At 70.9% G+C, this 24,526-nt stretch carries 19 protein-coding genes, 1 tRNA gene and 1 other annotated feature; of the genes, 12 read left to right on the plus strand and 8 right to left on the minus strand.

Features of this window, described 5'->3' with window-relative positions:
* Window positions 1-92: 92 nt before the first annotated feature.
* Window positions 93-704 (minus strand): hypothetical protein, encoded by a 612-nt coding sequence (locus FHS87_RS21485; RefSeq protein WP_184521455.1) that lies wholly within the window; start codon window positions 702-704, stop codon window positions 93-95.
* Window positions 705-1,329: 625 nt separating this feature from the next.
* Between FHS87_RS21485 and FHS87_RS21490 the strand changes: the two genes are divergently transcribed.
* Both FHS87_RS21490 and FHS87_RS21495 read left to right on the plus strand, forming a co-directional pair.
* Window positions 1,330-2,397 carry a glycosyltransferase gene (locus FHS87_RS21490; RefSeq protein WP_184521457.1) on the plus strand — a complete coding sequence of 356 codons (1,068 nt, stop codon included), beginning with the start codon at window positions 1,330-1,332 and terminating at the stop codon, window positions 2,395-2,397.
* Window positions 2,398-2,596: 199 nt separating this feature from the next.
* Window positions 2,597-3,232: a GDSL-type esterase/lipase family protein gene (locus FHS87_RS21495; RefSeq protein WP_221300258.1), complete on the plus strand. Its 636-nt coding sequence runs from the start codon at window positions 2,597-2,599 to the stop codon at window positions 3,230-3,232.
* 534 nt (window positions 3,233-3,766) lie between these two features.
* Here the strand turns inward: FHS87_RS21495 and FHS87_RS21500 are convergent.
* Window positions 3,767-3,922 (minus strand): hypothetical protein, encoded by a 156-nt coding sequence (locus FHS87_RS21500; protein WP_184521459.1) that lies wholly within the window; start codon window positions 3,920-3,922, stop codon window positions 3,767-3,769.
* Between the two features lie 111 nt (window positions 3,923-4,033).
* Window positions 4,034-5,347, minus strand: coding sequence for a family 1 glycosylhydrolase (locus FHS87_RS21505; RefSeq protein ID WP_184521461.1), 1,314 nt, complete (start codon window positions 5,345-5,347; stop codon window positions 4,034-4,036).
* Between the two features lie 311 nt (window positions 5,348-5,658).
* Here FHS87_RS21505 and FHS87_RS24560 point away from each other — a divergent pair, with 311 nt between their 5' ends.
* The 3 genes from FHS87_RS24560 (at window position 5,659) to FHS87_RS21520 (ending at window position 9,015) form a co-directional block, all read left to right on the plus strand.
* Window positions 5,659-6,768 carry a glycosyltransferase gene (locus FHS87_RS24560; RefSeq protein WP_184521463.1) on the plus strand — a complete coding sequence of 370 codons (1,110 nt, stop codon included), beginning with the start codon at window positions 5,659-5,661 and terminating at the stop codon, window positions 6,766-6,768.
* An 11-nt stretch (window positions 6,769-6,779) separates the two neighbouring features.
* Window positions 6,780-7,988 carry a glycoside hydrolase family 1 protein gene (locus FHS87_RS21515; RefSeq protein WP_221300259.1) on the plus strand — a complete coding sequence of 403 codons (1,209 nt, stop codon included), beginning with the start codon at window positions 6,780-6,782 and terminating at the stop codon, window positions 7,986-7,988.
* A 115-nt stretch (window positions 7,989-8,103) separates the two neighbouring features.
* The gene (locus FHS87_RS21520) at window positions 8,104-9,015 is read left to right on the plus strand and encodes a hypothetical protein (protein WP_184521465.1); all 912 of its coding nucleotides are present in this window, start codon (window positions 8,104-8,106) and stop codon (window positions 9,013-9,015) included.
* 21 nt (window positions 9,016-9,036) lie between these two features.
* On the opposite strand, the gene FHS87_RS21525 is transcribed toward FHS87_RS21520, so the two are convergent.
* From FHS87_RS21525 to FHS87_RS21535, 3 genes are all read right to left on the minus strand, one after another.
* Window positions 9,037-10,512 (minus strand): SulP family inorganic anion transporter, encoded by a 1,476-nt coding sequence (locus tag FHS87_RS21525; protein WP_184521467.1) that lies wholly within the window; start codon window positions 10,510-10,512, stop codon window positions 9,037-9,039.
* 54 nt (window positions 10,513-10,566) lie between these two features.
* Window positions 10,567-10,622 (minus strand) — a sequence feature (sul1 is cis-regulatory element that is thought to sense ions involved in sulfur or methionine metabolism; They are found in Alphaproteobacteria).
* Window positions 10,623-10,705: 83 nt separating this feature from the next.
* Window positions 10,706-13,846, minus strand: coding sequence for an efflux RND transporter permease subunit (locus FHS87_RS21530; RefSeq protein ID WP_184521469.1), 3,141 nt, complete (start codon window positions 13,844-13,846; stop codon window positions 10,706-10,708).
* 6 nt (window positions 13,847-13,852) lie between these two features.
* The gene (locus tag FHS87_RS21535; RefSeq protein WP_184521471.1) at window positions 13,853-15,085 is read right to left on the minus strand and encodes an efflux RND transporter periplasmic adaptor subunit; all 1,233 of its coding nucleotides are present in this window, start codon (window positions 15,083-15,085) and stop codon (window positions 13,853-13,855) included.
* Between the two features lie 120 nt (window positions 15,086-15,205).
* Between FHS87_RS21535 and FHS87_RS21540 the strand changes: the two genes are divergently transcribed.
* The 3 genes from FHS87_RS21540 to FHS87_RS21550 all read left to right on the plus strand — a co-directional run bounded on the left by FHS87_RS21540 (window position 15,206) and on the right by FHS87_RS21550 (window position 17,746).
* Window positions 15,206-15,844: a TetR/AcrR family transcriptional regulator gene (locus tag FHS87_RS21540; protein ID WP_184521473.1), complete on the plus strand. Its 639-nt coding sequence runs from the start codon at window positions 15,206-15,208 to the stop codon at window positions 15,842-15,844.
* Window positions 15,845-15,865: 21 nt separating this feature from the next.
* Window positions 15,866-16,459: a DNA-3-methyladenine glycosylase gene (locus FHS87_RS21545; RefSeq protein WP_184521475.1), complete on the plus strand. Its 594-nt coding sequence runs from the start codon at window positions 15,866-15,868 to the stop codon at window positions 16,457-16,459.
* A gap of 114 nt (window positions 16,460-16,573) precedes the next feature.
* Entirely contained in the window at window positions 16,574-17,746 is a 1,173-nt protein-coding gene (locus FHS87_RS21550) for an MFS transporter (RefSeq protein WP_184521477.1), read from the plus strand.
* A gap of 76 nt (window positions 17,747-17,822) precedes the next feature.
* Here FHS87_RS21550 and FHS87_RS21555 read toward each other — a convergent pair whose 3' ends face one another.
* Window positions 17,823-18,950, minus strand: coding sequence for a PA0069 family radical SAM protein (locus FHS87_RS21555; RefSeq protein ID WP_184521479.1), 1,128 nt, complete (start codon window positions 18,948-18,950; stop codon window positions 17,823-17,825).
* 226 nt (window positions 18,951-19,176) lie between these two features.
* On the opposite strand from FHS87_RS21555, the gene FHS87_RS21560 reads away from it, so the two are divergent.
* The 4 genes from FHS87_RS21560 to FHS87_RS21575 all read left to right on the plus strand — a co-directional run bounded on the left by FHS87_RS21560 (window position 19,177) and on the right by FHS87_RS21575 (window position 23,605).
* Window positions 19,177-20,994 (plus strand): tetratricopeptide repeat protein, encoded by a 1,818-nt coding sequence (locus tag FHS87_RS21560; protein WP_184521482.1) that lies wholly within the window; start codon window positions 19,177-19,179, stop codon window positions 20,992-20,994.
* Between the two features lie 34 nt (window positions 20,995-21,028).
* Window positions 21,029-21,910 carry a 4-(cytidine 5'-diphospho)-2-C-methyl-D-erythritol kinase gene (locus FHS87_RS21565; protein WP_184521493.1) on the plus strand — a complete coding sequence of 294 codons (882 nt, stop codon included), beginning with the start codon at window positions 21,029-21,031 and terminating at the stop codon, window positions 21,908-21,910.
* Between the two features lie 67 nt (window positions 21,911-21,977).
* Window positions 21,978-22,052 (plus strand) — tRNA-Gln (locus tag FHS87_RS21570).
* A gap of 71 nt (window positions 22,053-22,123) precedes the next feature.
* Window positions 22,124-23,605, plus strand: coding sequence for a DUF6538 domain-containing protein (locus tag FHS87_RS21575; protein ID WP_312862068.1), 1,482 nt, complete (start codon window positions 22,124-22,126; stop codon window positions 23,603-23,605).
* 79 nt (window positions 23,606-23,684) lie between these two features.
* Here FHS87_RS21575 and istB read toward each other — a convergent pair whose 3' ends face one another.
* Window positions 23,685-24,428 carry an IS21-like element helper ATPase IstB gene (gene istB, locus FHS87_RS21580; protein WP_184521486.1) on the minus strand — a complete coding sequence of 248 codons (744 nt, stop codon included), beginning with the start codon at window positions 24,426-24,428 and terminating at the stop codon, window positions 23,685-23,687.
* Window positions 24,429-24,526: the final 98 nt, after the last annotated feature.

Genomic DNA, 24,526 nt, shown 5'->3' on the forward strand with positions numbered 1-24,526 from the left:
CGCCCCTTGAGTTTGCTGCCCAGGCGGCCCGAAACGGCCCCTGAAGAAGCCGGAAGGCTCTCCCGGGAGCTGGACCAGTTTTGGGTACAGGGTCAGAAGCCGGAAGGCTCTCCCGGGAGCTGGACCAGTTTTGGGTACAGGGTCAGGCTCGCTCTTCGCGCCAGGGACTCGCGCGCGAGGTAGAGGGGGCGGAAGCCCGTGACATAGGGTAGCCAGTGCGGCACCTGCCGGTCCAGGTAGGCCGCGGTAAGGGCGGCGTCGAAGAAGGCGCGCTCCTCGGGCGCGCACGACTCGAAATCGCGCGGCGCTACGACGGTGATGACCGTGTCCACCTCCGGTATGCGCTCGAGCAGGAAGGCGGTGAGGTACTCGGTCTGGTCGATGTGAAGGTAGCAGGGCGCGGCGTTGAATCCTCGGCTACCCTGCAGCCGGCGTTCAAGGGCGGGGATGTCCAGGTTGCGCCAGGTAGCGGAGGAGCCCACCGCGAGAAGGGTGCGGTCGGCCAAGGGGGCATCACGCAGGGCGCGGAACTTGTCGTCGATGCAGCCTGTGGCCGCCAGCGGAGGGGGAGGAAGCAGGCCCTTGCGCGCGAGTGCGACATGAGCGCCGGCGACCAGGCCGATTCCTGAGAGGACCAGCAGAAAGAAGACGAGCAGGAAGCGACGCGAATCGGCGATGAGGCGCGCGGGGTCGCTGCTTGCCACGCGAGGCACGCGTGTATTTCGGGGCACGAACCGGTCTTTCGCTTGAGCGCGGGCGAGCCGTCATGACCCTGCAGGGCAAGGATCGGGCAGGCGCTCGGTGACGAATGGGATAGGGTCTGGTGCGCTGCCTCGAGCATGCAGCGCTTGCAGAGCACGGGCCGCCCTCGGAGGGCTGGTTCCGGGATCGGCTCGCGCTATCGCTTGTCCTGCCGGCAGCTGCGGCAGGCTTCCTTGGTCAGGGCGGCGACGTCAGCACGGCAAGCTGACGAATGAGGACACGGTTCATGCCGCCAGCTTACAGGCAGGTAATCCGGTGGCAACGCCGTTGATCCGGGGCAACGGGATCGTGACCTTTTAGAAGACAATTCACTAGGACGGACCGCTTGCGGGAAGTGGTGCTGCGCTGCCGGGGATCTGTGCCGTGTTGCATGCGAGGGGCAGGGCCATGTCGTTGCGGATACACCTGCCTGTGATGCCACTCGCATCGCGTGTAGGACGTTCGGAATGTTGAGAGTGTGTGGAGTCGTGCGCGATCATGTTTCCTCAAACAGGCGCTGACCGCCCCCTCCTGCTTTGTGTTTCCCATCTGCGATGGGATCTCGTGCTGCAACGACCGCAGCACCTGATGACCCGTGCCGCGCGGGACTGGCATGTCGTCGTCCTGGAGGATCCGCGCTTCGAGCCGCCGGCTCCGGATCTCCCGCGCCTGGAGCGCCGCGTCGTGGAGGGCGGCGTGGAACTGGCCTCTCCGATCCTGCCTTACTGGGACGGCGTTCCCGGCAGCGTGGAGCGGATGCAGCGCGCCTTGCTCGATGCGTTGCTGGCTGAGGAGGGGCAACCCGATCTGGTCTGGTACTATACGCCGCTCGCGCAGTCCTTCGCGGGGCATCTCACGCCACGCCTCGTGGTCTATGACTGCATGGACGAGCTCTCGGCTTTCAAGGATGCGTCGCCAGGGCTGCTGCTGGAGGAGCGGCGGTTGCTTCGCCGCGCGGACCTCGTCTTCACCGGTGGTGCTTCCCTCTACGAAGCGAAGCGAGGGCTGCATCAGCACGTCCATTGCTTTCCCTCCTCCGTCGAGACAGCGCATTTCGGGCAGGCGCGGGACAGGGCACTTGCCGAACCGCCGGAGCTTGCCGCCATTCCGCATCCCCGCATCGGGTGGTTCGGCGTGGTGGACGAGCGCATGGACCTGGACTTCCTGGCCGCTTGCGCGGAGCGGCGGCCTGACTGGTCCTTCGTGATGATCGGCCCCGTGGTGAAGATCGATTCCGCCGCCCTGCCCCAGCGTCCCAACATCCACTGGCTCGGTGGCCGACGCTACGCGGAGTTGCCGATGCATCTCGCGAACTGGGATGCCGGCTTCATGCCCTTCGCACTGAACGAGGCCACGCGTTTCATCAGCCCCACCAAGACGCCGGAATATCTCGCAGCCGGCCTCCCCGTCGTTTCGACCGCCATCGCCGACGTGGTTCGTCCCTGGGGCGAGGAGAAGCTCGTCGGCATCGCCGCAAATGCCGACGAGGCCGTCGCAGCGCTTGCGCGCGCGCTGGAAGTGCCAACCGCGGAGTGGCTGGAGCGGGTGGACCGCCGCCTCTCGCTCATGTCATGGGACCGGACCTGGGCCGGCATGCGCAGCTTGATCCGGCACGCCCAGGTGCGGGTCGTGCAGGCGAAGCGCGGAAGGGGCTAGGGGCAGATCCGCACGTGAACTGCGTGTCGGCAGTGCCGGGGCTCGTTGGTTCGAGGGAGGAGGGAGAGCGCTGCCAGCATCCGTTCTCCCGGGAATGCCGCGCAGAAAGGCGCTCGCCATCGCTGCGGCTTTGGGACAGGTCATGACGTCCGGCCCATCCCCGTCACGTGCGCACCGGCCGCCCGGTGCGGGGCATGTCGTGCTGCTCGGCGATTCCTCCCTCGACAACAAGGCCTATGTTGGCAGCCGCCCGGAAGTCGTGGCGCATCTGCGCGAGCGGCTACCGCATCCATGGCGCGCGACGCTGGCCGCGGTCGACGGTGCGGTATCCGCTGACGTACCAGGGCAGCTCGCGCATCTCCCGGCCGATGCGACGCATCTGGTGGTCAGCGTCGGGGGCAATGACGGGCTCCGGCGGGAAGGTATTTTCGGGGAGCCCGCGAGAAGCGTCGGTGACGGCGCGGCCAGGATCGCCGCGCTGCGCGAAGGATTTCAGCGCGATTACCTCGTCATGCTCGACGCGGTTCTCGCACGCGGGCTGCCGGTGGCAATCTGCACCATCTACGATCCGCGCTTCCTGGAGACGTTGCGTCAGACCTTGGCCGTGGCGGGCCTTGCGCTGTTCAATGACGTAATCCTTCGTGCCGCTTTCGCCCGGGGGCTTCCCGTCCTCGATCTACGACTTGTCTGTACGGAGGACGCGGACTTCGCCAATCCGATCGAGCCCTCCGATCAGGGAGGAGGCAAGATCGCCGCGGCAGTCGCGCGGGTGCTTTCGGAGCATGACTTCCGGCATCGCCGCTCGGAAGTGTTCACCGGAGCGTCTGGCCGGTGAGGGGCATTGCGAGAGTCCTGGGCGGCTACGGAGCCGGGCTTCCTCTTCGGAACATCTGGCCGGGAATCGCTCTGAAGAAGTCGCGCGAGGAAGAGGCGGGGCGGCGGGACAGAGAATCCATCCAGCGCCCTCGCAGGGAAGGGAGGGATGAGCGAGATCGCCGCCGATCATGCGTGCAGCCCCGAGATGACGGAGCAGCATGCCGCGCTGGGCCGCTGTTCCATGTATTCCGTGCGGCGGTCGGGCAGATCGTCACCGACGAGGAGTTCGGTTTCCCAAGCAGCAGGGCCAGGACATCCTGCCCGTGATGAATCAGGCCGCCGCCGATTTCGAGGCGGTCCAGCAGACGCGAAGCAACCTGCTGCACGGCATGTGGGAGGTCGGCTGGTGCGGGTAGCCGGGCAACGGCCTTGCAGTGTTCTCGATGACGAAGCTCAAGCCCTCCCGGACGGGCCTCAGCCGGGCCGAGGTGCCTTCGACGCCTGGCGAACTCGGTCAGTGGTCCGACCGCTGCCTCGCCGTGCAGGCCCTGCTCTAGCGTGTGGTCCAGGCCGTGGTCACCGGGCCGGTGCCCGAGTTGAGCACGCTGCTCGTCAGGCAGAACAACTCCTGGGTGCCGGCCGGGGAGGCGGAGGCGGCGGGCTGAAGGGCCTCGGGGCGCTGCCGGCGGGCTTCGGGCTGGCGTGCCATCCCGGCCTCCGCTTTCCGATCCTCTGTATCAGGACGTGACGGCAACTCAGTCCGCGATTTTTTGAGACCTGCCCCGCCACCCCGGCGAGGGGGGCGGGGCAGTTCCGTCACTCAATCGCCGCTATGCGCGGCCAGGCGGGCTCCGGCGAGGTAGCGGTCCTCGCGTCGCCACCAGCCCGGCTGCTCCACGTCCGGGTGGGAGAAATGGCCCGTCGTCGCCAGGGCGCGCACGGCCTCGGCGAGCGGGGTGGGGCGCGGGGGATCGTGGCGGACGTCGAAGACGCCCGGCTCATAGGCGTTGTCGCGGCGGCGGAGGAGCGAGCACCAGTCCATCGCCCCGAACATGGACCAGACCGTCACTGCCCGGAGGTCCACGCCTTCCTGCCGCAAGCGGTTGGCCCCGTGCCACACCTCGACGAGCCAGCGGACGCATTCCTCCGGCTCCCGGCAGCCGAGATGAGCCTCGGTCACCGCGATCGGGAGGTTGTAGCGCTCCCAGGCCTCGCGCAGCCGCGCCTCCGCGCCCGTCTCGTAATGCGGGGGCAGGGGAACGCGCACGGCCTCGACATCGGCATAGACCTGCCCACCGCTGCCGCCGACCGTCTCGGGGGGATAGAGCGCGACGCGGTGGTCGAGGAAGCGGTCGCTCGTCACGTAGTGGTTGATGCCGATGATGTCCGGCGGGCAGGGATTGGCGACCATCTCGTCGAGATGCGCCTGGGGAACGCCCTCGGCGACCATGATCGCGTACCAGGGATGGTCGCGGTCCACCCGGCCGCAGAGAAGGTCGAGGCTGAGCCAGCGCCGCTCGTTCTCATGCGCCGCCTGGCCCGCCAGGGGCTTGGTGGAGAAGACGCGGCCGAGATCCTCGGTCTGGATCAGCCGCGCATCCGGCCTTACCTCACGGATCGCCCGCATCGCGAGGGCCACGCCGCGGCACTCGTTCATCAGCGCGGTGAGGAAGCTGCGCCCGTCCTGCCCATGCGGGAACCAGTGGCCGTAGAGGCCGGAGAAGCGCGCGGTGGTCAGCGGCTCGTTCACGGGCGTCCAGTCCCGCACCCAGGGATAGCGCGCCGCGGCCAGCCCTGCGTAGCGCGCCAGCTTCTCCGGGAATTCAGGGTCGAGCAGGCTCGTATAGGCCGGGCCGGAGCCGTGATGGACGAGGCCCGCGATGGGGTCGCATCCCAATGCGCGCAGTCGTGCGAGCCGCGTGTCGGTCCAGGACCAGTCCAGTCTGTCGAGGCTCTCTGGCGCTACCCTCTCCCAGAGCACGGGGTAGCGCAGCTTCCGGATCCCGAGGGAGGCGACGAGATCGAGATCCGTCTCGCGATCGTGATGTCCGGTATCGAGCAGCTGGTCCCGCCACTCGCCGCCGGCACGCAGGACGGTGCACTCGATGCCGCCCCACAACTGAAGGCTGTTCATTGCAGCATGCCTCAATCAGTCCCTCTCCCGTCTCAGCCGAGACTAGCGCTCGTGAGGCGTCAATGTTTCCTCTCGAAGAGAAAAGTTGCAGTGGGTTGGTAACAAATGTGAATCGCCGTGTCCGGTGGCCGGGCTGCCCGTTGGGTTGATGGCGGGCCATGCGGCGCGACATGTCGCATCACTGGGAGAGCGGGAATGTGCCTGGAACTCTTTCCCGATCCGTGCATCAAGAGCTTCAACAGGAAAGGGACAGGCCGGTCCATGCAGCCATGCCGGGATTTCGACGGGACATGCCGTTCGGAGGGACGGGCGTGAAGGTGATCATGATTCCCTGCGTGGAGGGCGGCATCGGCCATGTCTCGCGCACGGCGACCCTCGCGAGGGCGCTGAAGCGGGCGGATCCCTCGGTCGAGATCGAGTACGTGCTGGATACCTGCCGCCTGCGCCCGCAGAACGTCGACATGACCATGCGCATGGGCTACCGGCCGCGGCTGCTCCCCCCGATCTCCCGGGCCAACCGGGCGGCGGTGACGCAGGCCTGCCTCGGCGATGCGGACGTGATCGTGGACGACACGGCCCGCTACCTCTTCCCGCTCCGCGCCGGGGTGCCCCACGCGGCCTGGGTCTCCATCCCCATCCCGCCGGTCGGCGACGAGCTGTTCGGCGACTGGCCGCTGATGAAGGGAATGGACGCCATCATCTGGGCCTATGCGCCGCTCGTCGCCCTGCCGGAGGAACTGTCCCTCGTCGAGGACCTCATCGTGAAGACGGGGCCCTTCCTCGACCTCGCCTCCGTGCCGGGGCGCGACGAGGCGCGGGCGGGGCTGGGAGCCGAGCCGGGCAGCCCGATGATCCTCTACGCCGTGCGGAACTTCCCCTTCACCCGGGACTTCGGCACGCGCGTCCTGCGCGGCGTCTTCGGCGCCGCGGCGGCGCTGCGGGGCAGCACCCATCCCGGGCTGCGGCTGCACCTCATCGCTGTGCATGACGCAGCGGAGCTGCGCGGCATCCTCGGGCTGGAGAGCTTCCCGGACTGGGTGCGGATCGAGGGCGTGGTGCCCCAGGCCGAGGCCCTGCGGCACATCAGCGCCGCCGACATCGTCATCGGCGAGGGCACGAGCACGATGCACGAGGCGGCGGCGCTGGGCACGCCGATGGTGCTGCTCCCCGGCCCCATCTCAGAGACCCTCCTCCTCGCCGAGGCGCTGGGGCGGAACGGGGCCGCGCCGGTCTTCCTGCCCGACGCCATCACCCCCGAGGGGGTGACCGGCGCCTTCCGCACCCTTCTCGACGACAACTCGGCCAAGCAGGCCATGACGGCGCGCGCGCGGTCCCTCGTCACCGGCGGTGGCGGGGTGGACGCGGCCGCCCGTCTCGTCCTGGAAATCGGCGCGCGGCGCCGCACGGCCGCCGCGGCCTGATCGGAACAGCCATGCAGCACATCCCCGCGGACAACCGCGCCGCCTTCCGCTCCGCCTCCGAGGGTGAGACCTCCTCCGGCATGTCCTTCCGGCCGTCACTCTTCCGCAGCTTCTTCCTCGGCGGCTTCGAGTGCTCCACCCATCGCCGCCGGGACGGGCTGCGGCTCGACCTGCTGCACGACACCCGGCACGACGTGCTCGCCGCGCAGGACTACCGCCTGCTGGCGCAGCACGGCATCCGCGCCGCGCGCGACGGCATCCGCTGGCACCTCGTGGAGACCGCGCCCGGCCACTACGACTGGTCCTCCGCCCTGCCGCTGCTGCGGGCCGCGCGGGAGACGGGCACGCAGGTCTCCTGGGACCTCTGCCACTATGGCTGGCCGGACGGGCTGGACGTGTTCTCCGCCGCCTTCGTCGACCGCTTCGCGGCCTTCGCGGGCGCCTTCACCCGGCTTCACCTGGAGGAAACGGGGCAGGCGCCGATGCTCTGCCTCGTGAACGAGATCTCCTTCTTCGCCTGGGCCGGCGGGGAGGCGGGGCTGATGAATCCCTGTCTGCACGAGCGCGAGCGCAGCGAGGAGCTGAAGCGCCAGCTCGTCCGCGCCACCCTGGCCGGCACGCGCGCGGTGCGCGAGGCGGCGCCGGGCACGCGCATCCTGGCGATCGATCCCATCATCAACATCGTCGCCCGCGAGGACCAGGATCCTGCCGAGGCCGCGGCGCGCAACGAGGGCCAGTTTGACGCCTGGGACATGGTGGCCGGGACGAGCTGCCCCGAGCTGGGCGGGGCGCCGGAGATGCTCGACATCGTCGGGGTGAACTACTACTGGAACAACCAGTGGTTGCACGGTGGCGCGCGGGAGGCGCTGCTGCCCGGCGATCCCCGGCACTGCCCGCTGCGCGACCTCCTGGCCGGGGTCTACAAGCGCTATCGCCGTCCGATCTTCATGGCCGAGACGAGCATCGAGGGCGACGAGCGGGCCCCTTGGCTGCGCTACATCGGCGAGGAGGTGCGGGCCGCCATGCGCGCCGGCGTGCCGATGGAGGGAATCTGCCTCTACCCCGTGCTGTCGCATGGGGGGTGGGATGACGGCCGCTACTGTCCGAACGGCCTGTTCGAGCTCCTGCCCGAAGGGGAGGTCCGGCCCGCCTACGCGCCGCTCGCCGCGGAGCTGGCGGAGCAGCAGCGCCAATTCGACCTCCTGTTCAGCGGCTCCTAAGCGGCTGCCGACCAAGAGGTGGTCGTTGGGGGAGGAACGCGCTCCGTCCCTCCCTTCCTGAATTGCTCAAATCGTCTTATAATTGATATGGAGGGCTTGGGGTAATCGGCAGGGCATGATCCGTCACATCCATATCCTCATCGGGGAGACGCTGTGGCGGGCGGGAACCGCCGTGATGCGCGGCGACCAGCTCGCCGACATCCTCCGCCCCGCGGCCGAGGCCGAGGGCTTCCAGGTGAGCGTGACGCGTGGCCTGACCGAGATCCGGGACGCGGCCGTCATCATGAACAAGACGGCCATCACCGAGTACGGGGCGGGAGGCGTCGAGCAACTCCTGTCCTGGGGGAACAGGGTCTTCCTCGACATCCTTGACGGACCGGACTGGAAGACGATCCTCCCGCTCGCCCACGGGCTGGTCTCCAGCTCCTTCCTGCAGCACGAGAGATTCCGGCAGCGCTACCCCGACAAGCCAGTCGTCTACATCCCGCACCACGCCAACCCGCGGCTGGAAAGCGTTCGCGTGGATACCTCCACCTTCCGCTGCGGCTATTTCGGGAGCGCGGAGGGCGCGGTCTTCCTGCCCGAACTCGCCGAGGCCGGGATCGTGGACACCATCATCGCCATCAGCCGGAGCGCGGACTGGATCCCCCGCTTCGCGGATTACAGCATCCACTACGCCGTCCGCCCGGCCCGCTTCCTGCCAAGCGTCCTCAAGCCCTTCACCAAGGGCGCCACCGCCGGCGCCTGCGGCGTTCCCGTCATCGTCTGCGCCAGCGACACCGAGGCGCGCCGCCGCCTCGGCGACGACTACCCCTATTACGCACCGGCCGACACGGACCTGCGCGGGATGATCGATTTCCTCGCGGAGGTGCGCGAGAGCTTCGGCGGCCCCCGCTGGCAGCACGCCCTGAAGGTGATGGAGAGCGTGCGCGAGGAGGCCTCGCCCGCGCATATCCGCGACCTCTTCCGCCGGGATTTCCTGCGCTCCGGCCTGCTCGCCGGCCTGGAAACCGTAGCCGGGCCCTAGCTGCGGGCCCGGCCTGCCCGGCTAGCCCGCCTGGACCAGGGGGGCGTGGCGATCGACCAGGATGGAACTGGCCGAGTTCATCCCGACCAGCTCCACCTCCGCCCCGTGCCGGCGCAGCTTCGTCACCACCGCCTCCAGCGCGGCCACGGCCGTGACATCCCACAGATGCGCGCCGGTGAGGTCGATGCGGATGCGCCGGGCCGTGTCGCGGAGATCGAAGCTCTCGCCCAGGGCATCGGCGCTGGCGAAGAAGACCTGGCCGGTGACCTGGTAGGTCCGCGTGTCCGTCGCCGCGTCGTAGCTGCTGCGAACATCCATCAGCTGCATGACCTTGAAGGCGAAGAACACGCCGCTGAGCAGCACGCCCACCGCGACCCCGGCCGCGAGGTTGTGGGTAAACACCGTGACCGCCACGGTCGCGAGCATCACGAGGCTCGACATCTTCGGGTGCCGCGCGAGGTCGCGCAGCGAGGCCCAGGAGAAGGTCTCGACCGAGACCATGATCATGATGGCGACCAGCGCCGCCACCGGCACCTGCGCCACCCAGGGGCGGAGCAGCACCATCAGCACGAGGAGGAACACCCCGGCCGTGAGCGTCGAGACGCGGCCCCGCCCGCCGAAGCGGACATTGCCCACGGTCTGCCCGATCATGCCGCAGCCGGCGATGCCGCCGAAGAGCCCCGCCGCGAGATTGGCGAGGCCGAGGCCGGTGCATTCCCGCGCCTTGGAGGAGGTGGTCTCCGTCAGGTCGTCCACCACGCTCGCCGTCATCATGGATTCCAGCAGCCCCACCATCGCCATGGCGAGCGCGTAGGGCGCGACGATGGCGAGGGTCCCGAGGCTGAAGGGCACCTGCGGGATGAGGAAGGAGGGAAGGGATTCCGGCAGCCGCCCGAGATCGGCTACGGTGGCGACCGGCATCGGCACGGTCATGGTCAGCCCCGTCAGCACCAGGATGCAGATGAGGGGGGAGGGGATCACCGTCGTCAGCCGCGGGACGAGGTAGATGATCGCCAGCCCCGCCGCGATCAGCGCGTAGGTGTGCCAGGTCACCCCCAGCATCTGCGGCACCTGGGCCGAGAAGATGAGGATGGCCAGCGCGTTGACGAAGCCCGTGCGCACGGATTTCGAAACGAAGCGCATGAGCACGTCCAGCCGCAGCAGGCCGAAGACGATCTGCAGCAGCCCCGCTAGCACCGTGGCCGCGAGCAGGTATTGCAGCCCGTGGCTCGCCACCAGCGCCGCCGCGACGAGGGCCACCGAGCCGGCCGCCCCCGAGATCATGGCGGGCCGCCCGCCGGTGAAGGCGATGACGACGCTGATGACGAAGGAGGCGAAGAGGCCGACCTCGGGATCGACGCCGGCGACGAAGGAGAAGGCGATCACCTCGGGGATGAGGGCGAAGGTGCCGACCATGCCGGCCAGCACGTCGCGGCGCAGGTCGCCGACGCCGCTGAACCATTCGGCCCGGTCGTGGAAGAAGATCGGGGTCTTCATGTTGTGGAATCTCGAAGGCGGCGCGAGGCACGCCTCTGTCCTGGCGTCGCGCCGCATTGTCCGGCGGATCGGCGGCCGGAAGAGCCACCTGGGCTTGCACCAGGTCCGGGGTGAGTGGGGGCAGGCTACCGAAGGTTGTGCTGCACCGCAATGAGCCCGCGCCGGCCCTGGCAAGGCAGGCGCGGGCCCCGCCTCACTCCGCCGGGGCGGGGGCGGGGCTCGCGCCTGCCCGCTCGGAGGCGCGCTTGGTGCGGAACAGGCGCAGCACCGTGACGAAGAAGAGCGGCACGAAGAACACCGCGAGCACCGTGCCCGTGACCACGCCGCCGATCACCCCCGTGCCGATCGCCTGCCGCCCGCCGGCGCCCGCGCCGGTGGAGATGGCCAGCGGCACGACGCCGAGAACGAAGGCGAGCGAGGTCATCAGGATCGGCCGCAGCCGCTCCCGCGCCGCGTGAAGGGCGGCGTCGAGCAGGCTCTCCCCGGCCTCGAAGTGCTCCTTGGCGAATTCGACGATGAGGATGGCGTTCTTCGCCGAGAGGCCGATCGTGGTGAGCAGCCCGACCTGGAAGTACACGTCGTTCGACATGCCCCGCAGCAGCGTGGCCGAGACGGCGCCGAGCACGCCGAGCGGCACGACGAGCATGACCGAGACGGGGATCGCCCAGCTCTCGTAGAGGGCGGCGAGGCAGAGGAAGACGACGATCATGGAGATGCCGTAGAGGGCGAAGGCCTGCGAGCCCGAGGCGCGCTCCTCGTAGGAGAGCCCGGTCCAGGCCACGCCGATCCCGCGCGGCAGCTCCGCCGCCAGGCGCTCCATCTCCGCCATCGCCTCGCCCGTGGTGCGGCCGGGGGCGGCGTTGCCCTGGATCTCGATCGCGCCGATGCCGTTGAAGCGCGCGAGGCGGGGCGAGCCGAGCTCCCAGCTCGCGCTGGAGAAGGCGGAGAAGGGCACCATGTCGCCCGAGAGATTCCGCACGTACCAGCGGGAGAGGTCGTCCGGCTGCATGCGGGCCCGCGCGTCGCCCTGCATGTAGACGCGCTTGATGCGCCCGCGATCGATGAAGTCCCCGGCATAGGAGGCGCCGAAGGCGGCGGAGAGGGTGCTGTTTACCTGGGCGATGGTGAGGCCGAGGGCGCTTGCGCGCTCCCAGTCGATGTCGAGCCGGTACTGCGGCTCGGCGTTCTGCTCGTTCGGCCGCACGCCCGCCACCACCTCGCTGCGCGCGGCGGCGGCCAGCAACCCGTCCCGCGCCGCTACCAGCGCGTCGCGCCCGAGGGAGCCGTTGTCGAGGAGCTGCATGGCGAAGCCGCTCGCATTGCCCAGCTCGCTGACCGGGGGCGGGGCGAAGGCGATGATCTGCGCGTCGGGATAGCGCGCGAAGCGTGCCCCGATCCGGCGGGAGAGCGCGGCGACCGACCGTTCCTCGCCCGGCCGCTCGGACCAGTCCTTCAGCCGGATGAAGGTCAGGGCCGCGTTCTGGCCGCGGCCGCTGAAGTTGAAGCCGGTGACGCCCATGACGGAATCCACCACCTCCTTCTCCTCATTGAGGAGGTAGGAGATCACCTCGTCCAGCGCGCGCTGGGTGCGCTCCACCGTGGCGCCAGGCGGCGCGACGACCTGGGCGTACATCACCCCCTGGTCCTCGTCGGGCAGGAAGGAGGTGGGAAGGCGGGCATAGAGCACGCCCATGGCGACCGCGAGGCCAGCGTAGATGACGAGGAAGCGCGCAGGGCGCGAGGCGATGCCGTGCACACCGCCGACATAGCCGCGTGTGGTCCGGTCGAAGCCCCGGTTGAACCAGCCGAAGAAGCCGCGCCGCTCCCCATGCGCGGGCGGGCGCAGGATGGTGGCGCAGAGGGCGGGGGTGAAGGTCAGGGCGACGAGGACGGAGAGGGTCATCGCCGTGATGATCGTCAGCGAGAACTGGCGGTAGATCACGCCGGCCGAGCCGCCGAAGAAGAACATCGGCAGGAAGACGGCCGAGAGGACGAGGCCGATGCCCACGAGGGCGCCGGAGATCTGGTCCATCGACTTGCGCGTGGCCTCCAGCGGGGAGAGGCCCTCGGTCTCCATCAGGCGCTCGACATTCTCCACCACGACGATGGCGTCGTCCACCAGCAGGCCGATGGCGAGCACCATGGCGAACATCGTCAGGGTGTTGATGGAATAACCAGCCACCGAGAGCACGGCGAAGGTACCGAGCAGCACGACGGGAATGGCCAGCGTCGGCACCAGCGTCGCGCGGAAGTTCTGCAGGAAGACGTACATGACGACGAAGACGAGGACCATCGCCTCGGCCAGCGCCTTCACCACCTCCTCGATCGAGATCTTCACGAAGGGCGTGGTGTCCAGGGGGTACTGCACCTCCACCCCGGGCGGCAGGGTCGGGCGCAGGCCGTCGATGGTGGCGCGCACCGCCTCCGCCGTCGCTACGGCATTCGCGCCGGGCGCGAGCTGGACGGCGATGCCCGCGGCTGGGCGGCCGTTATGGACGTTGCTGAGCGCGTAGTTCTCCGCGCCCAGCTCCACCCGCGCCACGTCCCGCAGCCGCACCTGGGAGCCGTCCGGCTTCACCTTCAGCAGGATCGAGCCGAACTGCTCGGGCCTGCTGAGATAGGAGGGGCCGATGAGCGTGGCGTTGAGCATCTGCCCCGGAATGGTGGGGCGCGCGCCCAGCTCGCCCGAGGCGACCTGCACGTTCTGGGCGGCGATGGCGGCCGTCACATCGGCCGGCATCAGCTCGAAGGCGTTCAGCCGGTCCGGGTCCAGCCAGACCCGCATCGCGTATTGCGACCCGAAGAGGTTGAAGTTGCCGACGCCGTAGGTGCGGGTGATCGGGTCCTGGACGGTGGAGCCGATGTAGTCCGCGATGTCGTTCGTCGTCATCTGCCCGTCGGTCGAGACGAAGGCGGCGACCATGAGGAAGCTCGTCGCGCCCTTGGCGACGCGGATGCCCTGTTGCTGCACGGCCTGGGGCAGGCGCGGCTGGGCGAGGGAGAGCTTGTTCTGCACCTGCACCTGGGCCGTGTCGGGATCGGTCCCCTGGGCGAAGGTGAGGGCGATCTGGCCCGATCCGTCCCGGTTGCTCTGGGAGATGAAGTAGAGCAGCCCGTCCAGCCCCGTCATCTGCTGCTCGATGACCTGGATGACGGTGTTCTGCACCGTCTGCGCCGAGGCGCCGGGATAGGTGACGTTGATCGCGATGGTGGGCGGCGCGATCGTCGGGTACTGCGCGACGGGCAGGCCGCGGATGGCGATGCCGCCCATCAGCATGATGCCGATGGCGATCACCCAGGCGAAGACGGGGCGGTCGATAAAGAAGCGCGGCATCCCGGCTCAGCCCTGCGCCTGGGCGGTCTGGCGGGGCGGGGCGGCGCCGCGGTCCAGCTCCTCCACCGTCACCTCGCGCAACTCGGGCTTCACCCCGTCGCGCAGGCGCTGCCCGCCCTCGACCACCACGCGCTCGCCATCCGCGAGCCCCTCGTCCACCAGCCACTTGTTGCCGATCGCCTGGCGCGTGCGGACGAGGCGCTGGCGCACGGTGCCCTCGGCGTCCACCACCAAGGCGACGGCCTCGCCGCGCCCGTTGCGCGTCACGGCCTGCTGGGGAACGAGCACCGCCTCGGGCGCGACCCCGCTCTCCAGCCGCGCGCGGACGAAGAGGCCGGGCATGAGGAGGCCGTCCGGGTTGGGGAACTCGGCGCGCAGTGTGACGGAGCCGGTATCGGCATCCACCGTCACCTCGGAGAACTTCAGCCGGCCCGTGTGCTCGTACTCCGTGCCGTCGTCGAGCAGGAGGCGCACCTCGGCCTCGCCCGCCTCGCCGCGGCGCAGGCGCCCGGCCTCCAGCTCCCGCCTCAGGCGCAGGAGGCTGCCGGCGGGCTGGTTCAGGTCCACCAGGATGGGGTCGAGCTGGGTGACGGTGAGCAGCGGAGCGGCCTGGTTCGCCGTGACGAGCGCGCCGTCCGTCAGGAGCGTGCGGCCGGTGCGGCCGGGAATGGGGGAGGTGATGCGCGTGCGGTCGAGGTCGATGCGGGCGGAATCCAGCGCCGCGCGGGCGGAGGCCACCTCCGCCACGGCCTGCCGCTGGGCGCCGACGGCGTTGTCGTAATCCTGCCGGCTGACGATGTTCTGGCGCGCGAGCGGCCGGTAGCGGTCGAGCGTCGCCTCCGCATTCTGCTGCGCCGCCGTGGCGCGGGCGAGGTTCGCCTCCGCGCTGGCGAGGGAGGCGCGATAGGGGGCGGGGTCGATCTGGAACAGGGGCTGGCCGACCGTGACTGCCTCCCCTTCCCGGAACAGGCGCTGCTGCAGGATGCCGCTCACCTGCGGGCGGATTTCGGCGACGCGCAGCGGTGAGGTGCGGCCGGGCAGCACCGTCTGCACCGGGACCGGCCCGGCCTGGAGACGCACCACGGTCGCCGGGGGCGGGGCGGGGGCAGGGGCGGCCTGGACCTCGTCCTTGCAGCCGGCGAGCAGCAAGGGGAGGAGGAGCAGGGCCAGCAGCGGCCAGGGCCGCGAGCGGCTGCCCACGCGGCGGGAGGCGGCCGGGGGAGAAGAGGTTCGGCGCATCGCTGGCTTCCGACGAGGGAGGGGCAGAAACTCGCGGGTTTCCGCGCCGCTCGAAACTGGTTAGACCGGGGACGAAGGTCAAGCCGATGCTGCATCGCAGCATCGTGAGGAGGATCACCGGTGGAAGCAGGCGTCATCCCTTGCGAGCTGCCCGGGGAGGGTGCCGTCCAGCGGGACCGCATCCTCTCGGCCGCGAGGGATGTCTTCGCGGCCGAGGGCTTCCACGTCGCCACCATGGATGCCGTGGCGCGCCGCGCCGGATGCTCGAAGAAGACGATCTACAAGCTCTTCGCCTCGAAGGAGGACCTGTTCTTCGCGCTTCTCGACCGGGCGAAGGGGGAGGTCTGCTCCGTCGCCATCGACCGGACGAAGGAGCCCGAGGCGGCCCTGGTCGAGTTCATGGAGAAGGTCGCCGGCCATATCCTCGACCCCAGCGCCATCGCGCTGACGCGGATGACGCTGACGGAGTACACCCACAGCCCCGCTCTGCTGGAGGCCGCCGAGCGTCGCGGGGTGGGCACCGCGCGGCTCTCCCTGGAAGCCTATCTGGAGGAGCTCGGGCGAGGGGGAGGGCATGAGATCCTCGCGGCCGAGGACGAGGCGCGGATGCTCATGGGCGCGGCGTTCGGGGCCTTTCACCACGAGCTGCTGATCGGGGTCGTCCCCGCCTTCCCGGCCGCGGCGGTGCGGGAGCGCATCCGGCGCGCGGTGCGCGTGTATCTTCGCGGGACGCGGCGGCCCCTGGGGGCCGCGGCCTGACGGCCCGGGCCTCCCTGTCCGGTGTCCCCGCTTCCCCCCTCCTTCTTCGAGCGCCCCGCGCCCGAGCTGGCCCGCGACCTCATCGGCACGACGCTTCTCGTCGGCGGCGTGGGCGGGGTGGTGGTGGAGACCGAGGCCTACACGGCCGAGGACCCGGCATCCCACAGCTTCCGCGGGCCGACGCCGCGCAACGCCTCCATGTTCGGCCCGCCCGGCCACGCCTATGTCTACCGCTCCTACGGGCTTCACTGGTGCCTCAACCTCGTCTGCGGCGCCGGGGCGACCGGCAACGCGGTGCTGATCCGGGCCATCCGGCCGGTGCGCGGGATCGAGGCCATGCGGGAGCGGCGCGGCGTGCTGGCTGAGAGGCTGCTGTGCAGCGGGCCGGGGCGGTTGTGCGGGGCGCTGGGCGTCACCGGCGCGATGGACGGGCTCCCGGTGGTCCGGGAGCCCTTCCTGCTGCTCCCCCGCGAGGCCGTGGCCGAGGTGGTGAGCGGCCCCAGGATCGGGATCAGCCGCGGGATGGAGGCGCCGTGGCGCTTCGGCCTGGCGGGTTCGCCCTTCCTCAGCAGGCCCTTTTCGAAGGGCAGGCGAGGACCCGCAGAAATAGAATGAAACTCACGATTATTTGACAATCACGGAGATGTGAGCGATATCCAGGGCGCCGCTCCGGTCCGTCTCCACGCCTCCTCCCGGACCCGATCGCGGCCTCCAGAAGGATCCGCCATCGTGCCCCGTCACGGCCAGTTCCGGCTGCTCACCACGCATTACGCCCTGTTCCAGCTCGCGGTGGCCTCGGCGGGCGGCTTCATCGGCGCCTATCTCATGCGCCTCGGCTTCAGCCTCTCCTTCGCGCTGGTCGCCTATGCCGGCCTGCTGATGATCCGCTTCGGGCTGCGCTTCGTCGCGCTCGGCGCGGTGCGGCGCCTGGGCTACCGCCGCACGGTCATCGCGGGCGCGGCGCTCAGCGCCCTGCAGTTCCTTCCTCTCATTGGGGCGGACCGGATGGGCGGGCTGCTCGCCTGGGTGCTGCTCGCCTCTCTCGCGGAGGCGGTCTACTGGCCCGTCTACCACGCCGCGGCGGCGGTGACGGGCGGTGGCGCGTCGCGCGGGCGCGAGCTGGGGATCCGCACGGCGGTCTGCGCCCTCGTCGGCATCGTGGGGCCGCTGATGGGCGGCTTCCTGCTGGAGCACCTCGGGCCGCCGGTGGGCTTCGGCATCGCCTCCGTCCTCACCCTCCTCTCCGTGCTGCCGCTCCTCTCCATGGGCGAGATCCCGGCCGGCGCCGTGCCGAGCCTGCGGGAAGCCGTGCGCGGCTTCGACCGTGCCGGCATCGCCGCCTTCGCGGCCGATGGCTGGATGGCCTCCGGCCTCGCCCTCGCCTGGCCGATGATCCTCTTCACCGCCCTCGGCTCGGGCTACGAGGCCTTCGGCATGGCCAATGCGATGGCGGGGCTCGTCGGGGCAGTGGCCGGCCTCCTCTGCGGGCGCGCGATCGACCGGGGGCAGCGGGACCGCTACCTCCTCCTCGTCTGCCTCGCCCTCCTGCTCGGCTTCGCGCTGCGTGCCGGCGCGGGCTGGTCCCCGGCCGCGGCCGCCATCGCCAACGCCACCGGTGCGGCGGTGTCGTGCCTCTACGTCCCCGTGCTGATGAGCGTGATCTACGACCGGGCCAAGCGCTCGGGTGCGGCCTACGCCTTCCACTTCGCGGCGGAGACGGGGTGGGACACGGGGGCGGCGGCGGGCTGCCTCGCCGCGGCGGCGGTGGCCGCGGTGGCGACGGTGCCCTCCCTCGCGGTGCTGCCCGCCTCGCTCGGCGTGATCGCGATCTACCGCAGCGTGCGCGGCGAGAGGGCGCCCGCCACGGCAGGCTTCGCCGCGGAGCCCGTTCCGGCCGGCTGAGGCGGCGCGGGGCGCGACGGTCCGGGCGGCCGCCGCGTCTATCGGGCGGGAGGCAGGGCCTCTCGCCGAACGGGGGTCAGAGCAGCTCCAGCTGCCGCTGCTCCACCCCGGGCACCGCGAAGCGGCTGCAGTCGAGGGAGCCGTTCTCCCGCGCCCCGTCCAGGCCCAGCCGCTTCATCGCCACCGCGAAGCGCCGGGCGAGCATGTCGGCATAGGGGCCGGTGCCCGTCTGGCGGGTGCCGAAGCGGGGGTCGTAGGTCTTGCCCGCGCGGGTTTCGCGAATGAGGGCGAGGACGCGGGCGGCGCGGTCCGGCATGTGGGCGTTCAGCCAGTCCTCGAACATCTGCCGGATCTCCAGCGGCAGGCGCAGCAGCACGTAGCCGGCGGCGCGGGCGCCATGGGCATGGGCGGCCTCGAGGATCTTCTCCATCTCCGCGTCGTTCACGCCGGGGATCATGGGCGCGGCGAGCACGCCCACGGGGATGCCGGCGCGGGACAGCTCGTGCATCGCGGCCAGGCGGCGCAGCGGGGCGGCCGCGCGCGGCTCCATGATGCGGGCGAGGCGGTTGTCCAGCGTCGTGACGGAGAGGCAGACCTGGACGAGGTTGCGCGAGGCCATGCGCGTCAGGATGTCCATGTCCCGCAGCACCCCGGCCGACTTCGTCACGATGGTCACGGGATGGCTGAAGCGGTCCAGCACCTCCAGCACCTGGCGGGTGAGGCCGAGGGTGCGCTCGACGGGCTGGTAGGGATCGGTGTTGGAGCCCAGCGCGATGGGGCGCGGCTCGTAGCCCGGCCTGCGCAGCTCCTTCTCCAGCAGCATCGCCACCTCCGGCTTGAAGAGGAGGCGGGACTCGAAGTCGAGGCCGGGGGAGAGGCCGATATAGGCATGGGTCGGGCGCGCGTAGCAGTAGATGCAGCCGTGCTCGCAGCCCTTGTAGGGATTCACCGAGCGGTCGAAGCCGATATCCGGGCTGTCGTTCCAGGTGAGGGCCGAGCGGGAGGCGTCGCGCGTCAGGGAGGTGGCCAGCGGCGGCAGGTCCGCCATCGCCTCGGCCAGCGTGCCCCAGCCATCGTCGAACGCATCGGTCCGGCGCCGCTCGAAGCGGTTGTCCGGGTTGGAGACGGCGCCGCGGCCGCGCCGGAGGCCGGGCAGGGTCGATCCGCGGTTCAGCAGAGGGCTGCCCAGGCTGCCGTCCGGCATGATGGCCTCCTCAGAAGTTCACCTTGTGTTCTCCTGATTTGGGGGTGCCACCCGCGACTCGTCAAGAACATCGGGTGAACGAAGGCGTGAGGGCCGGGAACCCGGCCCGGATGGCGGCGCCCGGCAGCGGGCATCCAGCACAGAAATGCCACACTCCGTCGCGGCCGGGCACGAAGGGGCAGGAGAGGCTGGCATATCACGCTCCGGTGATCTTACGCTGCATCGCATGAAGCCGTCCGAAGCCACGCTCCGGTCCCTCCTGCCCCATCCCCCCCGTGCCTGGGGCGGAAGCCCGCGCGGTGGAAAAAGGGCCCTGCTCCTCGCCGCGGCGCTGCTGGCGGGCTGCGCGGCCGGGGAGCGCTCCGGCGCCGCCTCCGCCGGGGCTGGCGAGGGTCCGGCGATAGTGGCCGAGGAAGCGCCGGCCCCGGTGCCGGCACCGCGCCGCGCCGCGCCCGCCCTCGGGCCCGCCGGTGTCTTCGGCCCCTATCTCGCCGGGCGGCTCGCCGCGAATGAGAGCGATGCGGGCGCCGCGGCCGAGGCGCTGCTGACCGCGCTCGCCGCCGATCCCGACGAGGCCGAGATCCTCACCCGCGCCTTCAACGCCGCGGTGATGGACGGCCGCCCCGAGGCCGTGCGCCTCGCCCGGCGCCTGCCCGAGAGCCAGCTCGCCGCCCTGCTACTGGCCGGCGCCGATGCCCAGGCCGGCCGGTGGGAGCGGGCCGAGGCGCGCATCCGCGGGCTGCCGCGGCAGGGCAGCGCGCAGATTCTCCAGCCCCTTCTCCTCGCCTGGACCCAGGCCGGCCGCGGGAACGCCGACACGGCCCTGGCCACGCTGAAGCCCTTCAGCGAGGGCGGGCAGCTTCGCGGCGTCGCCGCCCTGCACGGGGCGATGATCGCCGACCTCGCCAACCGCCCGCGCGAGGCGGAGCGCCTGGTCCGCATTGCCGTGGCCGAGACGCCGGAACCGAACCTGCGGCTGGCGACGATCGCGGCCGGCATCCTCGCCCGCGCCGGGCGCGAGGCCGACGGGGCGCGGCTGTTCGACGCCATGTCCCTCGGCTCCGACGACATCGCGCTGACGGCGGGGCCGGCCGCGCGGCGGGCGGCGCTCTCCGGCCGCGCCGTTGCCTCCGCGACGGAGGGGATGGCCGAGGCGCAGGTGGCGCTCGGCGCCGCGCTGCGGGGGCAGGGGGCGCCGGAGCTGGCGCTCATCCTCGCGCGGCTCTCCCTGCGCCTGCGCCCGGGCTTCGCCCCCGCCCAGATCCTGGCCGCCGAGAGCATGGCGGACGAGCGCCACGTCGCCGCCGCCCTGGCCGTGCTGGAAGGGGTGCCCGAGGGCGACCCGATGGCTCCGCTGGCCGCGCTGCGCCGCGCGGGCCTGCTCGGCCGGCTCGACCGGGGTGAGGAGGCGGCGGCGCTGCTGCGGCGGCTGGCGGAGGCCTATCCCGCCGCGCCCCAGCCCGCCATCGCCATGGGCGACCTTCTCCGGCGCGAGGGCCGGCCCGCCGAGGCGGCCACGGCCTATGGCCGCGCGATCGCGCGCCTCCCCCAGCCCGGCGCCGCCGACTGGCCGCTCTTCCACGCCCGCGCGGTCGCGCGCGAGCGGGCGGGCAACTGGGCCGGGGCGGAGGCGGATCTGCGCCAGGCCCTCGCCCTCTCGCCGGAGGAGCCCGTTCTCCTCAACCACCTCGCCTATGCCTGGGTGGAGCGCGGCGAGCGGCTGGACGAGGCGCGCGGGATGCTCGAGCGCGCGGCGGCCGCGAGGCCACAGGACGGCCATATCGCCGACAGCCTGGGCTGGGCGCTGTTCCGCCTCGGCGACCTGCGCGGCGCCATCGACTGGCTCGAGAAGGCGGCCGAGCTCGAATCGCGCAACGCCGTCATCAACGATCATCTCGGCGATGCCTACTGGGCGGCCGGGCGGCAGGCCGAGGCGCGCTTCCAGTGGCGCCGCGCCCTGGGGCTGGACCCCGAGCCGGGCGAGACGGGCCGGATCGAGGCGAAGATGCGCGACGGCCTGCCTTCCACGACGGCGATGCGCTGAGGCAGGCTCCCGCCGCATGACGCCTGATTCCACGATGGGGCCGCCCGCCGGCGCGGCTGGCCCGGCACTGGCCGAGACCGCGCGCGCGAAGATCAACCTGCACCTGCATGTCACGGGGCGGCGGGCGGACGGCTATCACCTGCTCGACAGCCTCGTCGTCTTCGCGGAAGCGGCCGACACCGTCACCCTCGCGCCGGCGGAGGGATTGTCGCTCACGATCGGCGGGCCGGAGGGAGGCGTCCTGGCGGCGGAGCCGGACAACCTCGTGCTCAGGGCCGCGCGCCTTCTGGCCGAAGTGGCTGGCCGCCCGCTGCCCGGGGCCGCGCTTCACCTGGAGAAGCGGTTGCCGGTAGCCTCCGGGATCGGGGGCGGCTCGGCCGACGCGGCCGCGGCGCTCCGGGCACTGGATCGTTTCTGGGGCCTGGGGATCGGGGTCGCCGGGCTGGAGGCCCTGGCCCTTCGCCTGGGGGCCGACGTGCCCGTCTGCCTCGCCTCCCGCCCCGCGCGCATGGCGGGGGTAGGAGAGCTTCTCTCCGCCGCGCCGCGGCTGCCGGGCTTCGGGCTCGTCCTGGCGAACCCGCGCGTCTCCTTGCCAACGCCGCCCATCTTCGCCGCCCGCACCGGCCCCTTCTCCCCCCCGGCCGTGCTGCCCGAGGCCTGGACGGATGCGGCGGCGATGGCGTCCGCCCTGCGGGAACTGCGGAACGACCTCGAGCCGCCCGCCATCCTTCTCTGCCCTGCTGTCGCAGAGGTGTTGGCGGCACTGCGCGCGCTGCCCGGCGCCCTGCTGGCGCGCATGAGCGGCTCGGGCGCCACCTGCTTCGCCCTTTTCGCCGAGGCGGAAGCGGCGGCGCGGGCGGCCGAGGCGCTTCCTCCCGCATGGTGGCGCTGGGGCGGGGCCGTGCGCGCGGCATGATGCGGTAGGGGCTTTACGCCGGGCGCGGTCGGAGACATGTTCCGGCCCGCCTAAGGCGCGGAAACGGTGGGGCGTAGCCAAGCGGTAAGGCAGCGGTTTTTGGTACCGCCATTCCCAGGTTCGAATCCTGGCGCCCCAACCAGCGAATCGGATTTCCTTGTAGATCAGGTGCTTGCGTCGTCCACCACCCCCTGGGAGGCGGCGTGGCGGCCCGTGTCACACATCACCGTCACACAAGAGCGTCACACAGGACCGGGTACCGCGCGCCGGCGGCCACGCCGCCACAGGGCCCACCTGCTCCTCCGGGACGGCCGCTGGTGCTGGAGGCGACGGCTGCCCGTCCGGCTCTTGAGGCACCGGTCCACCCCTGATTTTCCGTGCCGCGCGGTTGAGATCCGGACAGCCCTGAGGACGGGGGATCGGGTGGTGGCGGCGATTCGGGCCGCCCTCCTCGACGCCGAGTTCGAGAGGTTGGTCGTCATGAGTGATTTCGCGAACCCGGAGGCGGGGCGGTTCCTCGGGGAGATCCTCGCGGCCCTCCGGAACCGCACCGTGATCTGGAACGAGGCGAAGCGGGCGGCAGGCAAGCCTGCGTCCCCGGGCGCGAACCTCCCCGTGATCGAGTTGGACATGCCCCTGGACGCGGTGCGGGAACTCGCCGGGTTCGGCGATGCGGAAACCGATCACCCCGGCGAGTTGCCCGTCGGCTTGGCCGACCGGCTGATCGCGGCGTCGGCCGCCAAGCCGTGCCGGGTGGCAGTGCGGTCAACGGTCGCGGGCGGGGCGGAGGCGCGCGCGACGGCGGCTCTTGGGCGAGCGATGCTGTTTCGGCGCGCGTTCCGGACGAACGAGACCTCCATCAGTGAGGAGGTGGTCGACCGCCTCGCGGCCGAGGAGGGCTTGGAAGTGGATCAGGCGGTCCGCCCCATCCTCCTCCGTTATGCCCTGCGCGTGCTGGCCGAGGTCGAGGGCGAGCGCGCCCGGCGGGAGACAGGGGATTACCCGCCCGCCGAGGGGGATCCCGTGCTGTCAATGCCGATGGCCGGTCGAGCCATCGTTCAGCCGCCCCGATCTCTCGCCGACCGGGCTGAGTATGAGCCTCAAGCGCCATCGATGTCTTCCGAGGCGCAGCCCGCCGAACTGCCGCCGCTGGTCGAGCCCGCAAAGCCGATCGAGGCGGGACGACGGGTGTCGGACGTAGTGCGGGATAGCGTCGCTGCCCTCGAGAGGAAGCCGGAGAAGGAGAAGAGCGGGAAGCTGATCGGGGACTGGATGGTCGCGGGGCGCCTGTTCGTGGACCTCTGTGGCGATCTCACGCCCGCGCATGTGACGAAGGAGGTTGCCACCGGTTTCGTGGAGCGTGCGGCGCGGGTGCCGGTGATGCACGGCAGGCCGGGTGAACTCCGGGGTGTCACGGCGCTGGAGGCCATCCGGTGGGCCGACGAGGCGGACGCAGCTACCATCCGCGGCGCGATCCACGCCGGGAAGGATCCGGAGGAGATGCGGAAGGTGCCCCGCCTGTCCGTCGCCACGATCAACAAGCACCTGACGAGCCTGCAGTCGATGCTCGGCAAGCTTCTGCCGCGAGACAAGGAAGGAAAGACGGCCCTCACCGCGGTGCGGTTCTCGAAAAAGGCGGTCAGGCGCGGAGCGACGTTCGGCCGCAACCAGCTCTCGGACGACCGTCTGTGTTGAGTTTCGCTGAGGACTGACCCGGCGTTTTCATCGAGAACTGACCCGTGCAGGGATATGTCCCGCCGACTTTGGTCGCGGGTCAAGCGGGTGTTTTGGCTCTCCTGTTTCTGGGTTCGGCCGAGCTGCTTCTGAATCGGAAGCTGTCGTTGCCGGTCTCCAGGATGTGGCAGTGGTGCGTGAGACGGTCGAGCAGGGCCGTCGTCATCCTGGCGTCGCCGAATACGCCACCCCACTCGCTGAAACTGGGGTTGGTGGTGACGACGACGCTGGTGCGCTCGTAGGGCTTGCTGAGCAGGTGGAACAGCAGAGCTCCGCCCGAGGAGCTGAACGGCAGGTAGCCGAGCTCGTCGAGGATGACGAGGTCGAGGCGGAGCAGGCGGCCGGCGAATTGCCCGGCCTTGTTCGCAGTCTTTTCCTGTTCCAGCGCATTCACCAGGTCGATGGTGGAGAGGAACCGGACCTTCTTGCGGCCGTGCTCGATGGCCTGAACACCGAGGGCCGAGGCGAGATGCGTCTTGCCGGTGCCGGGTCCACCGATGAGCACGACGTTGTCGGCCCGCTCGGTGAACTCCCCCCGGTGCAGCTGCCGGACCGTGGCCTCGTTGACCTCGCTCGCCGCGAAATCGAAGCTCGCCAGATCCTTGTAGGCCGGGAACCGGGCCGCCTTGGTGTGGTAGGCGATCGAGCGCACCTCGCGCTCGGCCATCTCGGCCTTGAGCAGCTGGGAGAGGACCGGCACGGCCGCCTCGAACGCCGGTGCGCCCTGCTCCACCAGCGCGGCGACCGCCTGGGCCAGGCCGTCCATCTTGAGCCCGCGCAGCATGACCCGGCCGATTGGCGAACGAGGCCGGGACGCTGTGGCGGTTGCTCTCGAAGTGCACGAGGCAGGTCGGCGACACCCGCTTGGCGTGCTCGACGAAG

The sequence above is a fragment of the Muricoccus pecuniae genome (assembly GCF_014199205.1).
In the GTDB taxonomy this organism is placed as follows: Bacteria; Pseudomonadota; Alphaproteobacteria; order Acetobacterales; family Acetobacteraceae; genus Roseomonas; species Roseomonas pecuniae.